Source organism: Kitasatospora sp. NPDC004723, assembly GCF_040609255.1.
GTDB lineage: Bacteria > Actinomycetota > Actinomycetes > Streptomycetales > Streptomycetaceae > Kitasatospora.
Genome location: NZ_JBEXJT010000003.1, coordinates 86,064 through 98,082, shown reverse-complemented (window position 1 = coordinate 98,082; position 12,019 = coordinate 86,064). Strand labels below are relative to the sequence as shown.

Sequence of the window (12,019 nt, the reverse complement as noted above, 5' to 3'; positions counted from 1 at the left end):
GGTTGAAGCGGTGGGCCGCGTGGTTGAAGCGGCCGGGGGCGGGGTTGAAACGGCCGCCGGCGCGGCCATGGTGGTCACGCGGCCACCCGCTCGACGCTCGACGTGCGGTAGATGACGGCCGGGCGCCGCAGCGGCACCGGCGCGATGCTCAGCAGCCGCTCGGCGTAGGCGGCCAGCACCGGGTCCTCCCGGCGCAGGTCCGCCACGATGTCGGCCGCGGCGTCCATCCGGGCCTCGCGCTCGGTCTCGCTCTCGCCGGGCACCCCGGTGAACAGCCGGGTGAACTCCGAATCCACGGCGAGACCGAGCGCCAGCTCCGCGAACTCGTCATCGTCAAGGGCCGTCTGGCCTGCAATCATGTCCTTCACGGGTCGTTTTCCTTCCGGTTCGACGGCCCTGAGCGGCCCCGGTGCATCACCACCGGGGCCGCGGCCGTATGGGAATCGGCGCTCGACGAGCAGCCGCGGAACCCGGCGCGAGCCCGCCGCCCGTGCGGGCGGTTGGTACGCGCCGGGAGCCGTGGTCGCTGGTAGGGCGTCCAGAAGCTGTGCGCCCCGCCCGCAGGTCAGCGGCGGGGCCGAGTATGGGTTTGAGGCTTGCTCATGGCAGGCTCCTCAGGTCAAAGCCCCTTGTGGGGCTGGCTGTTGGGGTTGCCCGTCCTGCGGGCGTCAGGTCTTTCGGGCCTGGTCCGGTGCTTCATCTCTGCTCAGCACCAGCAGGGCGGCGCGCCCAGTTAGTAGGGGCGCTGCGTGGTCCGCTGCCGCCGGCGACATCACCCGGTCGCCTCGGAGGCGGTCTGTCTCATCCCGCCACGTGCGTTGGGACTCCGCTGTACTCCCGGTTTTGCCATCCAGCCGTACGAATCGGCCTGGTCAGCGTCCCGTTCGGCCCCACATCCCCGAAGGGATGGCATGCCACTGCGTAGGGGGAGGGCGTTGCCGCCCTCGCGTCGGTCCCGCACGATCACTGTTCAGTTCTCAAGGAGACGCGATCAGAGCAGTCCGTAGGGCGAGCGGCTGAGCCGCCTTCCCCCGGCAACCGCCGGTCGCATTCGCGCAGTTCAGAGCAGCCCAAAGAAGGGCCATCAGTTCGTCCGGCCTCGCCATGCGAGACATGTTGAACATGTCTCTTACGATGCCGAGAAGCTGGCGCTTCGTCAAGTCCTTCGTTTGGTTCGGTTGGGGAGTCCCGACCGCGCATCACTAGATTCGGGCCTGGCGTCCTGTCAGAACACGGCGCGCCTGGACGGTTGCGGTCCGGATTCGCTACCGTCAAAGCGTCCTGAATCGTCCAAGCGCCGCGACTTCGTCCAGGGGAGGGCGAGATGGCTAATGAGAGGCTGCGAGGCGCGATCCTCGCGAGCAATCTGCCGCTTGAGAAGATCGCCGAGCGGCTGGGCGTGAGCACTCGAACTGTCGAGCGCTGGGTGGAGGCGAAGGACGGGCGCCGGCCGCATCGGCGTTTCCAGTACGCGCTTGCCAACCTGCTGACCAGGGACCTGTCGGACCTGTGGCCAGATGAGCAGACCAGCAGTGCGGCCGCGGAGGCTGGGCAGGCGGAGCTGGTCCGGCTGTACCCGCATCGTGCGGTTGTGCCGAAGGAGCTGTGGACGTCGCTCTACGCGAAGGCAACGCGGCATTTCGACCTGGTGGTCTACTCCGGCTTCTGGCTCTCGGAGGACCCGTTGTTCGCCCGGCTTATTCGGGAGAAAGCCCAAGCCGGCGTGCCCGTGCGACTCATGTTGGGCGACCCCGACTGTGTCGAGGTGGCCCAACGAGGCGCGGACGAGGGCATCGGGCCTGCGATGGCGGGCAAGATCCGCAACGCGTTGGCCAACTACGCCTCGCTGTTCGGTGTCCCGGGAGTCGAGTTCCGACTCCACTCGACCACGCTATACAACTCGCTCTACCGAGCCGACGACGACCTGCTCGTGAATGGCCACGTCTACGGTGTCGGCGCCTACCTGGCCCCAGTGCTGCACCTCGCCCAAGTGCCTGGTGGCGAGCTGTTCAGCACGTACGCGGCGAGCATCGAACGGATCTGGGAGAGTTCCCGGGCCATCACCTCGCCACATCTTGAAAGTGAGGCCGCATGAGCCGCATCGACTACTTCCATGACCCGGCCGCCCCGCCGGCGAACTCCGTTGTGCCCTCCGTTACCGCCGTCGTGACGGACACCGATGGGCGGCTGCTGCTGATCCACAAGACGGACAACAACCTGTGGGCCCTCCCCGGCGGCGGGCACGACATCGGGGAGTCCGTGGCGGACACCGTGGTCCGTGAGGTCCGGGAGGAAACGGGGATCGACGTCGAGGTGGCTGCGGTCGTCGGCCTCTACACGGACCCTGGTCACGTCATGGCCTACGACGACGGGGAGGTCCGGCAGCAGTTCTCCATCTGCTTCCGGGCGCGCCCTGTCGGTGGCGTCCTGCGGACGAGTTCGGAGTCGAAAGAGGTCCGCTGGGTGAACCCAGCGGACCTCGACGACCTGGACATTCACCCGTCCATGCGGCTGCGGATCCGGCACGGCTTGGCATCGGACCGCACGGAGCCGTACATCGGCTAGGCCGACGTGCCGATCTGGAGCAGTCGGCCCTCGACCCGCCGCGCTGCCCCATCGATCTCCGGCTCGGCGCGCCGGATGAACCGGCCGACGACGCTGTCGGGTCCGTACCGGCCCACGATCTCGGCGATCCGGTCGGGCGTCGTCGTCGGCGTGCCATCCGGCGTGGTGGTCATGTCGCAGTAGATCAGCGCGTCGACCAAGTGGGGTTCCTCCAGCGGGAACTCCGCCTCCAGCTCCCGGCGAAGGCCCCGTTCCTCGGCTTCGAGCAGGGCACAGGAGTGGTGGGCGACCAGGCGCACGACGCGCTCGTCCACGTTCTCCGCGCGGAGGAACCGGGCGCCGTCGAGCGGGTGGAACCCGGTGTCTACGATCCGCGGCGAGTAGCCGACGTCATGCAGGACGGCCGCGGACTCCAGTAGCTCGGCGTCCGGGCCGAGGATCCCAGCCAGGGTGCGCGCCTTACCGGCCACCCCCTTGGAGTGGGCCCAGCGGCGGGGGAGGTCGGTGGACAGCAGGGACTCGGCAAGGTCGTAGGCCCACACGGGCATCTGCTCCTAGGTGTGATTGGCGGGCAGGGCGCGGATGGTTCGGCCCTTCCCGTGGCGCACTTCGAGGACCCCGGCGCCCTCCAACTGCGCGAGGGCGCGCCGGACGGTACCTCTCGCTGCACCGGTGTGCTCGGTGAGTTCCTTCTCCGAGGGGAAGACGGCCCCGACGTCGAGCGTTCGGGCGAGGGCGGTTAGCTGGTCGAGCACCGGAACCTTGGGCTCGGCGCGTCCGACAACCCATCCGACGCCGGGCTGCGACCGAATCAGGCCCTCTTCCGCGAGGACGTCGAGAGCGCGCTTCACCGTGGTGCGGGCGACGCCGTGCTCCTCCATCAGCTTCGCCTCGGAGGGAAGTACCGTCACCGTGGAGTCTCCGCTGATCTTGGTCCGTAGCGCATCGGCGATCCGCAGGTAGGTACCGCGCGGGCTCCGCTCGGGCACTGGCCGCTCCCTTCTCTAGGTCGATACCTAGACAGGATGAACGATTCCGGGGGAGGGCTGCCAGCCTCCAGGCCGTCTGCCCGTCGCGGCGGCCTGGAGGCTGGCTGGGCTGGTCAGGCACCCGGTCTCAGTTCTGGTCTCAGTCCACTGCGTCCATGGCGATCCGCTTCGGTCCCACGCAGTCCGCTGACCTGTGGTCCGGACGAGCGTGGACGACCACGGACGGTGATTGGGCAAACTCGTAATGCGTAGGTCGCGGGTTCGAATCCCGCAGGCGGCTCAGTGAAGGCCCAGGTCAATAGCCAGTGACCTGGGCCTTTTGCCATTCCTTTACGTGTGAGCAGGCGTCAGCGACGCGCTACAAGATCGCTTGCGTGAGCGCTGCTGTTGATCTCGAGTTAGCCCTTGGCCTTCTTGGCCTTGGACTTTGCCTTCTTCGCCGCCTTCCGCTTGGCCTTCTCCGCTTCGGCTGCCGCCTTGGCGCGGGCCTCGGCTTCGGTCTTCCGCTGGAAGGGACGAGCTTCGCGGCATCCTTGGCGATCTCGGGCAGGACGCTGGTGTAGATGTCCGAGGTGATCTTGATAGCAGCGCTGGCACACCGCCAAGGGCCATGCTCAGCAGTCCGAAGCCGCGCGCCGAACCATCCAGCGCCTCCAGGCCGCCTACGACCACGCCGCCGCCGACCAGCTCGCCTTCCTCGCCCAACGCCAGCCCAGGGAGCAGACCCGCAACACCCTCGCCAGCGACATCCGCGCCGCCATCCCCGACCACGCGACACGAATCCTCGCCGACCCCAACTGGCCCGCCCTCGCCACCGTGCTCGCCGACACCGAGGCCGGCGGCTACGTACCCCACCAGCTCCTCACGGAGGCCGCCGCCCGCCGCGAACTCGGCAGCACTCGCCTGCCCGCCAAGGTCCTCATCGCCCGTATCCAGCACACCAGCTGCAACCCCGCACCCAACCGCACCGTCGAGGCGGCACTCCTGCGCGCGTCTGCCGCCCCGACCGTCCGCCACCCCACGACCGACCCGTCATCCGCCCACGACTGCCCTGCAGCGCCCCGACACCCAACTCTGACACCGCTGAGCACCAGCGACCGGAATTCTGCTGCCGCTGTGGGCGGCCACCAGTTGGTGGTCGCCCACGGCTGTTCGCTCAGTCCTTGAGCGCGATATCCAGGTATGCCTGCACTGGTTCGAACATCCCGTACGGGACGTATTCGGGGATCTCTGCAAGCGCCACCCACGCCAGTGCGTCCAGTTCTCGTGGGACACCGACGGCAGCGGTGCCGCTGACGATCTCGCAGACCATGTACGACATCCATCGGCCAGTCTCCGGGTGGACGCGCTCGCCGAGGACCTTGATGGCGGCCACGTTCAGCCCCGTCTCCTCCGCGGTCTCGCGGACAGCCGCTTGCTCGGGAGACTCGCCGGGCTCGATCTTGCCTGCCGGGAACTGCCACGAGAGCTGGCCCTCGCTGACTCGGCGCCGGACCATCAGCGCCCGACCCTCCCGGATCACGATCGCGGCAGCGACACCTGGCGGCCCGCCTGAAGGCGGGAGCATCGGTGAATCCCTCTCCGCCGCTGAGGCCGCCACGGGGCGGAGCAGGTCGAGGACGTGGGTCCAGTTGTACCTGTCGCGACCCCCGCCGGCCTTGGGCTTGTGGGGGACGTAGTCACCGATCAGGACGCCCATCGACCGGAGCCGGGCCAGGCTCTCCCCGTACGCGGGGTGGGCAGCCTGGGCAGAGTTGACATAGGGCTGGACGGCGACGGGGATGCCGAGGCCGTACGCCTCGCAGAGGATGCCGAGCGCGAGGGTGTCGGAGATGCCGGCGGCCCACTTGTTGATGGTGTTGAACGTGGCAGGGGCGACCGCGATGGCGTCGGCCGGGGGCAGCGGCTGGGGGATGCTGGGCGTGCGCCAGGCGGAGCGGATCGGGTAGCCGGTCTGGGCCTCGATGGCTCCCTGGTCTATGAACCCGAGTCCGTTCGGGGTCGCGATCACGCCGACTCCCCAGCCCTCGGCGTGGGCAGCGATGATCAGCTCGCCCACTCCGTCGGCAATACCTGAAGCGCAGACGACGACATAGAGGAACGGCCCGCGGTGCTCGGTCAAACCTGGACTCCCAACTCCTGGCAGAAACGGCGAAGCTCCGGGACGGCGCCACGCCGGTCGCGAGCGGCCATGTCACCGGCCAGCTCGAGCACGCTGGGCCGTCGGCGGATGTCCTCCGAGGCACAGCTCTCCGCGATCCTGAGCGCTTTGTATCCCTCCGCCAGTCTGCCCTGCTGGCTGTAGGCCCGTGCAGCCTCCACCCACAGTGCTGCCCGGCGCTCGGGGACCGGGATGCGCCTGCGCATCAGGGGCTGGGCGGCTTCCAGCGCCGTTCCGGCGTCGCCGAGGACGACCGAGGCGCTCACCGAGTGGAGCGCGACGTTGGTCGGACTGAAGTTCGCCCAGGCTTCGGGGCTGTCGAGGTCGACGTAGCGCGCGACCTCCTGGGCCTCGGCGAGGAACTCGGTGGTCGTGGCGCGGTCGCCGCCGGCGCTTGCGGCCGTCACCCCTCGAAGGAGCATGAGCCCCAGTGCGGCGAGGTACTCGGGCGGGCGCCGGTCGTAGCTTCCCGAGAGCTGGTCGGCGGTATGCCGGACGAGGGTGACGGCGGGCGCGGTGTGCCGGTCGCGCGCGAGGACGTGTGCCTGGACACGGACGCTGGAGGCCATCACGACGGGGTCGGCGCTCCGTTCGGCCTCGGCCATGGCACGGCCGACCGCCAGCCACGCGTTGCCGTGGTCGCCGAGCTTGAGCAGCAGGCTGACCGCGGTCTGGTACGTCGTCGCGAGGAGGCCGGATAGGGCCTGATCGCCGCCGCGGGAGGTGTCCTGGGCCTGGCGAAGGTCGGCGATCAGCGAGGGCAGCGCGCCTTCGAGTTCGGCGTACCGGCAGGTGTAGAAGAGCCTCCGGGCCTGGGAGAGCCGGGCCGCGAGTGCGGCCTGGGGTTGTGGCGCGTGATCGGCTGGAACAGGTCCAGGCAGCAGCGCCCGGACCAGCTCTATCCCCACGTGGGGACGGGGCGTCGGGGTCGCGAGCGCGGCGACGCTCGCGGCCAGAAAGTTGCGACGGTGCATGTCGTCCGTCCTGCTGTCCGCACTGGTATGGGAGGACAGGCCGAGGCTTTCCAGTGGGATGTCGAGCACGGCTGCGACAGCGCGCAGGACGTCGATGTCCTGCGTCCCCTTGCCGCTCTCCAACCGGCTGATCTTCGACTGGTGGTAGCCAAGTTCGGTGGCCACGTCCGCCTGCGACCGGCCGCTCAGCACTCGCGCGCGGCGGATCACCTCTCCGATCTCACCCGCAGCGGAGTGTCCTTTGGCCGTCCGCGACATGGCTTCTCCTGCCAATGCTGATCCTGCCCTGGCGAGCCGAGCGTAGCCGCACCAGGACAACCCGTCATGCACGATCTGCATGGATCATGCACGCGGAGCCCATGCCCTAACCGTGGTGCATCGAGATGGAGTTGTGTGGTCGTCAGCAGCTCGACCACCTCGCAGCTTGCGGTTCCCCGCTCCCGCATGACCGAGACCCATCTGCGGACTCTCGCATGCTCGGCTCTACCCAGTGGCTAAGGAGAAGCGCCGATGACCCTCCGCTCGGACGCCCAGAGAGGCGCCACCACGCATCAGCGGGACGCGGACACGGTGGCTGTTCCTCTCGCTTCGGAAGAGGGCCGGGCGTCGAACACAACCGCAAGCCCCTCAGATCGCGCCGCTGAGCGTCGCGCGCGCCTCGCCACCGCCAGCACCCACGCCCGAGAGTCGGCCGCCACCAGTTCGAGGACGGCCGGTGCAGCGACGGCTGCGGCCCCTGGCCGTGCAACAGCGTTGTCGACGCAGTCCAAGCCTGCGACGGTGACCAGTGATCGCCTTCACGCACGCCCGACGTATCTCGTTCATCGGCACCAGGCGCGACCACGTCCCGCCGGCCCGGGACGCAGTCGTCCGAGTCGCCCGCTCGTGGGGGATCGACCCGACTTCGTTGGGAGACATCGCGCTGGTCGCCGACGAGCTGCTCGCCAACGCGGTCATTCACGCGCCAGGAAGACTGCTGGTCGGCATCTACCTCTCCCCTGACGGCGACCGTGTGGTGATCGAGGTCTACGACCCGTCGCGCCGGATGCCCACCGGGGCCGCCAACTTCGGCAACGACGAACTGACCACCGGACGAGGCATGTTGCTGATCGAGGGCCTGTCGGAGACCTGGGGCGCGGAGCCGACGACCCATGGCAAGAAGGTCTGGGCCGAACTGGCAGTGCCCGCTGTCGCGGTCTCCGAGCACCCTCACTCGGCCCGCCGCAGGGCGGCACTCATCGCCAGCCTCGTCCGCACCGACCGTCCCAGGCCCCGTCCCCACGCGCCTTCCTGGCTCAGCGCCAGCGCGTACAGGTGGTTCTCGCGGGACCGCTCGCCGCGTGCCCAACGACTCCGCTCGTACCGATGCAGGCACACCGGCCGGGCGGTGACGGGGCCGGTCGCCCTTCCCCCGGGGCGGCCGGCCCAACTCCAGGTGACCTGCCCGACACAGCCGTATCTGCTCCACCCCAACTCGGCGCTACGGAAGGATGGATGGATGAGTGACTGGGAGTTCGTGAAGGACAGAACCGCCACCGAAGGCGCGGTGTGGAGGTCGGTCGATGGCCTGCTCTACAAGCGGACCGGTGGCGAGGATCTGCGGGCGGAGACCGAGTTCCAGCAGCTGGCCGCAGGCCTCAGCTACCCGGTGCCGGAGATCGTTGACAGAGGCTCGGAGGGCGGGCGCTACTTCGTCGTCGAGCGCGCCATCGGCGACAGCTCGCTGCACGAGGAGGCGCTGGCCGACGCCCGGCAGGACGGTCAGGTCAGCTACCAGGTGGTCAGCACGGCGGTGGCCGTCGCATCGAAGCTCATGCAGGCCCAGGCGAGGCACCCCCTCCCGGCCACACCGTGGTTCGAGAAGGCGGCCTTCGCGGCCGAGGTCTTCGAGGAGAACCCGGACTTCGACACCCCGCGCGTCCACGAAGCGGTCAAGCACGCCCTCGACCGGCTGGCCCAGCTCCCGATGGTGCACGGACATCTCGACTATGGCCTGCCCAACGTCCTTCAGGCTGGCGTCATCGACTGGCAGCACCACGGACCGGTCCCGCTCGGCTACGACGTCTACCCCGCGCTCGACATCGTGGCCTTCAAGGGCGGAGGCAAGGGCTACAGCATCACCCCGGAACAGCGCGCCGCTTACACCGGCGCACTCGACGAGACCACAGCGTCCCTGATCGGGCAGCGGGTGAGCGAGCACCTGGGCGATTTCCTGCTCGTCAAGTGCTTCTTCTTCCTGGCCCTCATGCGGCCCACCGAACCCACGCGGCACGACAAGCACATCAAGTGGCAGTACCGCCGCACCCTCTTCACGATGGGACTTGATCAGTATGAGTCGTCCAACACGATCGACACCGGCACCTTCCCCACTCTGGAACGGTTCACCGCTGAACACCGGTAGGCCGGTTCCCACCGTTCGCGACCGCGACTACCTGATGGACCACCACGGCGTCGTCTTCAAGGTCATCGGCGACAGCCACCCCGGCAGCCACTACCTCGGCTACGTCAAGTACCACCCAGACGAGAAGGGCGACCGGCGGCTCTTCGACCGGACCTACCGGCAGAACAGCGTTGTGTCGAAGTCCTTCGGCATCCTCGCCGGCCAGCCAGAGTGCTACGTCTACTCCGACACCCTCGGCTGCGTCATCACCGGCATCCCGCGCGAGGACGTGGCCGTCCACTACTCCTGCCGCCAGGCCCTCGCCGCCATCCACGAGGAGCCTGGCGCGGTCGCCGACAACCCGGCAGGCAAGGACCTCCTGGCCATCACCGAGTGGATCACCGCGAACGGCGCCCAGGGCCTGATCGGCGTCACCGGCTCCTTCCTCGTCGGCTGCTTCAACGAGCGCTCCGACATCGACCTCGTCTGCTACGGACCCGAGGGCTACCAGGCCGCACAGGAGATCTTCCAGCAGACCGAGCTAATCCGGCCGTACGACGGAGAGGACCTCACCCGGCTGTACATCCGCCGGGCCAAGTACATGGAGGGCAGCTCGTTCGACGCCCTCATCAAGCAGGAACGCCGCAAGCTCCAAGGACTCACCGCCAACGCCGACGCGCACATCAACTGCGAACCCATCCGCTCCGACCGCGACAAGACCTTCGCCCGGATCTCCTCCAAGGAGATCGGCGAGATCTCCCTCCTCGCCAAGATCACCGACCACGCCGAGGGTCTCACCACCCCGGCCGTCTACGGGATCAAGGTCAAGACCATCCTCAGCTCGACCATCGACGAGGCCGACTCCTTCGCCCGCCGGATCACTCACATGCGCTCGTACCTCGGCGCCTACACCGGAGCGTTCCGATCCGGTGACACCGTGCATCTGGCCGGCAAGCTCGTCCACACCCAGGACGGCGACCACAGCGGCTTCGGCATCGAACTCACCCCCTGGACCGTCAGCGGCTCCTACGTCGCCAACCTCGCCGGATAGGAGCCTCGTCTTGCCCCTGCTCGTCATCCGACACGCCGAGTCCGTCGAGAACGCCGACAAGTACAACGGCTTTTACCAGGACCCCCGCCCCTACAGCGGAACCGCCGCGCACGCCATCTCCCGCACCATCGTCGGCCTGACCCCGCGCGGCTTCCGGCAGGCCCAGTGGCTCGCCGAGGTCCTCCCGCAGCTCGCGGGCTCCGAGCTGCTGCACGTCTACACCTCGACCTACCGCAGGGCGATCGACACCGCCGCGATTGCCCTGCCGGCCCTCCCCGATGGCTGGCCCCGGCAGACCGCGCTCCTGGACGAGCAGCACTACGGCGACGCCACCTACATGACCAAGCGCGAGCTCTACGACAGCTACCCCGCACTCGCCGAGGACCGCCGCCTGCGCAAGCACATCTGGACCGCGCCGGGCGGCGGCGAGTCGCTCGCCGAGGGCGTGCTCAAGCGGGCCGCTGAGTTCGCCACCCTCGCCCAGGCGGAGCTCCAGGGAGCGTGCACCGTCGTCGCCTTCACTCACCAGACCGCCGCGGTGGCGCTGCGATCCCTACTCGAACTCCGCACGCTGCCCGAGATCCTCGCCGAGGAGCGGAAGGGCAAGATGCCCAACGCCGCGATCCTCCACTACGAGCTGCACGACGACCGGTTCACCCGGACAGGAACCACCACCCCGCCGATCTAGGAGGAGCCCGTGCGACACCTGTTCCTCAATGGGCCCGTCCAGAACGGGCCCTTCACCTTCGACACCCGCCCTGGCAAGGCCGTCGGCATCCGCCTCGCTGCCGCCCTCAACGCCATCCTCGGCTTACCGTCCGCACCCCACCTGTGGAACACCGTCACCCTCGCCGGAGATCTTCGCCACCGCGAGGCTGGCGGCCCGACGATCCCCCGCCAGCGGTTCGAGGCCGACCTGATAGCCGACAGGTACCCGCCCGGACAGTTCCCGGTGGGCGGCATCATGACCGACACAGACGCCGAGGTCGCTTGCCTCGCGCTGGAGATGATCGAGAACAACCTCCGCGCCGGCACCCTCACCATCAGCCGCGAGACCGTCCCCACGTGCCGGGCCTGCGGTCACATGACCGGCGCTGGCGGCCATCCCTGCAACGCCTGTGGCAGCACCAAGACCCAGGACCGCGCTGGCCTCCACCTCGTCGCCGAACTCGCGCAGGACCGCCCCGTCCTCGACCGCTCGGACATCCACGCCAGACACCGCCAGCAGCCCAAGCACCTCCAGCACACCGCCGCCAACGTCGCCGAGCGCCTGATCCTCTCTCGAACCCGCGACCACGGCATTGACCTCTCGCCCCTCGGCCTCAACGGCCTCGTCCTCGACCCACGGGTCGGCATCCACGCCACGGTCCTCGCCGCGGCCCGGCGGCACGAAGCGGCCACGGCCGTCATGACCATCACCGAGAACGCGGCCAACCACATCGCCGCCCACGGCCAGCACTTCCGCCAACACGATGGCACTCGGCTTCAGTACGCGCTGCACGGCCACCTCCCGTATGACCACATGACAAGTCTCCAGCCGTTGCACGAGACATACCGAGCCGCGCAGGAGATCAAGGACGACTTCGAAACGTGGTTCCTGCCGCTCTTCTCCCTGAGGACCAAGGCCGTAACCGGGCCGGAACAGTTGCCCGCGCTCTTCAAGCACTTCATGCGGGCACACCTGGCCAAGCCTGTGGCGCTCGATGAGGCCGCCTTCGAAGCCGTTCAGCGCTCGGTCTCCGCTGGTGACACGGAATGGATCACGAACAAGCAGGCGCTGGCAAACGTGATGGCTGCCCGGGAGATCGCGCTGGCTGCCCCTGTGGAGATCTGACAAGCAGGCCCGGCGTGCCCCGTGCACTCGGCTTCAATGCTGTCGGGAATGTCCCTCCTGGACGC

10 protein-coding genes and 3 pseudogenes are annotated in these 12,019 nt (G+C 68.7%); 7 read left to right on the top strand and 6 right to left on the bottom strand.

Features of this window, described 5'->3' with window-relative positions:
- Positions 1-74 precede the first annotated feature (74 nt).
- Positions 75-359 (bottom strand): hypothetical protein, encoded by a 285-nt coding sequence (locus ABZW10_RS05125; RefSeq protein ID WP_355360903.1) that lies wholly within the window; start codon positions 357-359, stop codon positions 75-77.
- A gap of 965 nt (positions 360-1,324) precedes the next feature.
- Here ABZW10_RS05125 and ABZW10_RS05120 point away from each other — a divergent pair.
- A complete protein-coding gene (locus ABZW10_RS05120) occupies positions 1,325-2,095 on the top strand; it encodes a helix-turn-helix domain-containing protein (RefSeq protein ID WP_355360133.1) in 771 nt (256 codons plus the stop codon).
- A complete protein-coding gene (locus tag ABZW10_RS05115; RefSeq protein ID WP_355360130.1) occupies positions 2,092-2,565 on the top strand; it encodes an NUDIX domain-containing protein in 474 nt (157 codons plus the stop codon). Before ABZW10_RS05120 ends, ABZW10_RS05115 begins: the two co-directional genes overlap by 4 nt.
- Here ABZW10_RS05115 and ABZW10_RS05110 read toward each other — a convergent pair.
- Both ABZW10_RS05110 and ABZW10_RS05105 read right to left on the bottom strand, forming a co-directional pair.
- Positions 2,562-3,113 (bottom strand): HD domain-containing protein, encoded by a 552-nt coding sequence (locus ABZW10_RS05110; protein ID WP_355360127.1) that lies wholly within the window; start codon positions 3,111-3,113, stop codon positions 2,562-2,564. The genes ABZW10_RS05115 and ABZW10_RS05110 overlap by 4 nt on opposite strands.
- Before the next feature lie 6 nt (positions 3,114-3,119).
- The gene (locus ABZW10_RS05105) at positions 3,120-3,554 is read right to left on the bottom strand and encodes a GntR family transcriptional regulator (protein WP_355360124.1); all 435 of its coding nucleotides are present in this window, start codon (positions 3,552-3,554) and stop codon (positions 3,120-3,122) included.
- Between the two features lie 588 nt (positions 3,555-4,142).
- Between ABZW10_RS05105 and ABZW10_RS05100 the strand changes: the two are divergent.
- Positions 4,143-4,550 (top strand): annotated as a pseudogene (locus ABZW10_RS05100) (mobilization protein); the annotation flags it as partial.
- 160 nt (positions 4,551-4,710) lie between these two features.
- Here ABZW10_RS05100 and ABZW10_RS05095 read toward each other — a convergent pair.
- The 3 genes and pseudogenes from ABZW10_RS05095 to ABZW10_RS05085 form a co-directional block, all read right to left on the bottom strand.
- A pseudogene (locus ABZW10_RS05095) lies at positions 4,711-5,082 on the bottom strand (NUDIX hydrolase); the annotation flags it as partial.
- Positions 5,083-5,142: 60 nt separating this feature from the next.
- Positions 5,143-5,676, bottom strand: a pseudogene (locus ABZW10_RS05090) (flavoprotein); the annotation flags it as partial.
- Positions 5,673-6,947, bottom strand: coding sequence for a helix-turn-helix transcriptional regulator (locus tag ABZW10_RS05085; protein ID WP_355360900.1), 1,275 nt, complete (start codon positions 6,945-6,947; stop codon positions 5,673-5,675). The pseudogene ABZW10_RS05090 and the gene ABZW10_RS05085, both read right to left, overlap by 4 nt.
- Positions 6,948-7,476: 529 nt before the next feature.
- Here ABZW10_RS05085 and ABZW10_RS05080 point away from each other — a divergent pair.
- From ABZW10_RS05080 to ABZW10_RS05065, 4 genes are read left to right on the top strand one after another with little or no spacing between them, the layout of a single operon-like run.
- Positions 7,477-9,090: an ATP-binding protein gene (locus ABZW10_RS05080; RefSeq protein WP_355360121.1), complete on the top strand. Its 1,614-nt coding sequence runs from the start codon at positions 7,477-7,479 to the stop codon at positions 9,088-9,090.
- Between the two features lie 34 nt (positions 9,091-9,124).
- Positions 9,125-10,120 (top strand): nucleotidyltransferase domain-containing protein, encoded by a 996-nt coding sequence (locus ABZW10_RS05075; RefSeq protein WP_355360118.1) that lies wholly within the window; start codon positions 9,125-9,127, stop codon positions 10,118-10,120.
- Positions 10,121-10,130: 10 nt separating this feature from the next.
- Positions 10,131-10,808, top strand: coding sequence for a histidine phosphatase family protein (locus ABZW10_RS05070; protein ID WP_355360115.1), 678 nt, complete (start codon positions 10,131-10,133; stop codon positions 10,806-10,808).
- A gap of 9 nt (positions 10,809-10,817) precedes the next feature.
- Positions 10,818-11,954 carry a hypothetical protein gene (locus ABZW10_RS05065; RefSeq protein ID WP_355360112.1) on the top strand — a complete coding sequence of 379 codons (1,137 nt, stop codon included), beginning with the start codon at positions 10,818-10,820 and terminating at the stop codon, positions 11,952-11,954.
- Positions 11,955-12,019 lie beyond the last annotated feature (65 nt).

Excerpts from the sequence above, each read along its gene's own strand:
- ABZW10_RS05125 (WP_355360903.1), bottom strand. The coding sequence starts at position 359 with ATGATTGCAGGCCAGACGGCCCTTGACGATGACGAGTTCGCGGAGCTG.
- ABZW10_RS05120 (WP_355360133.1), top strand. The coding sequence starts at position 1,325 with ATGGCTAATGAGAGGCTGCGAGGCGCGATCCTCGCGAGCAATCTGCCG.
- ABZW10_RS05115 (WP_355360130.1), top strand. The coding sequence starts at position 2,092 with ATGAGCCGCATCGACTACTTCCATGACCCGGCCGCCCCGCCGGCGAAC.
- ABZW10_RS05110 (WP_355360127.1), bottom strand. The coding sequence starts at position 3,113 with ATGCCCGTGTGGGCCTACGACCTTGCCGAGTCCCTGCTGTCCACCGAC.
- ABZW10_RS05085 (WP_355360900.1), bottom strand. The coding sequence starts at position 6,947 with ATGTCGCGGACGGCCAAAGGACACTCCGCTGCGGGTGAGATCGGAGAG.
- ABZW10_RS05075 (WP_355360118.1), top strand. The coding sequence starts at position 9,125 with ATGGACCACCACGGCGTCGTCTTCAAGGTCATCGGCGACAGCCACCCC.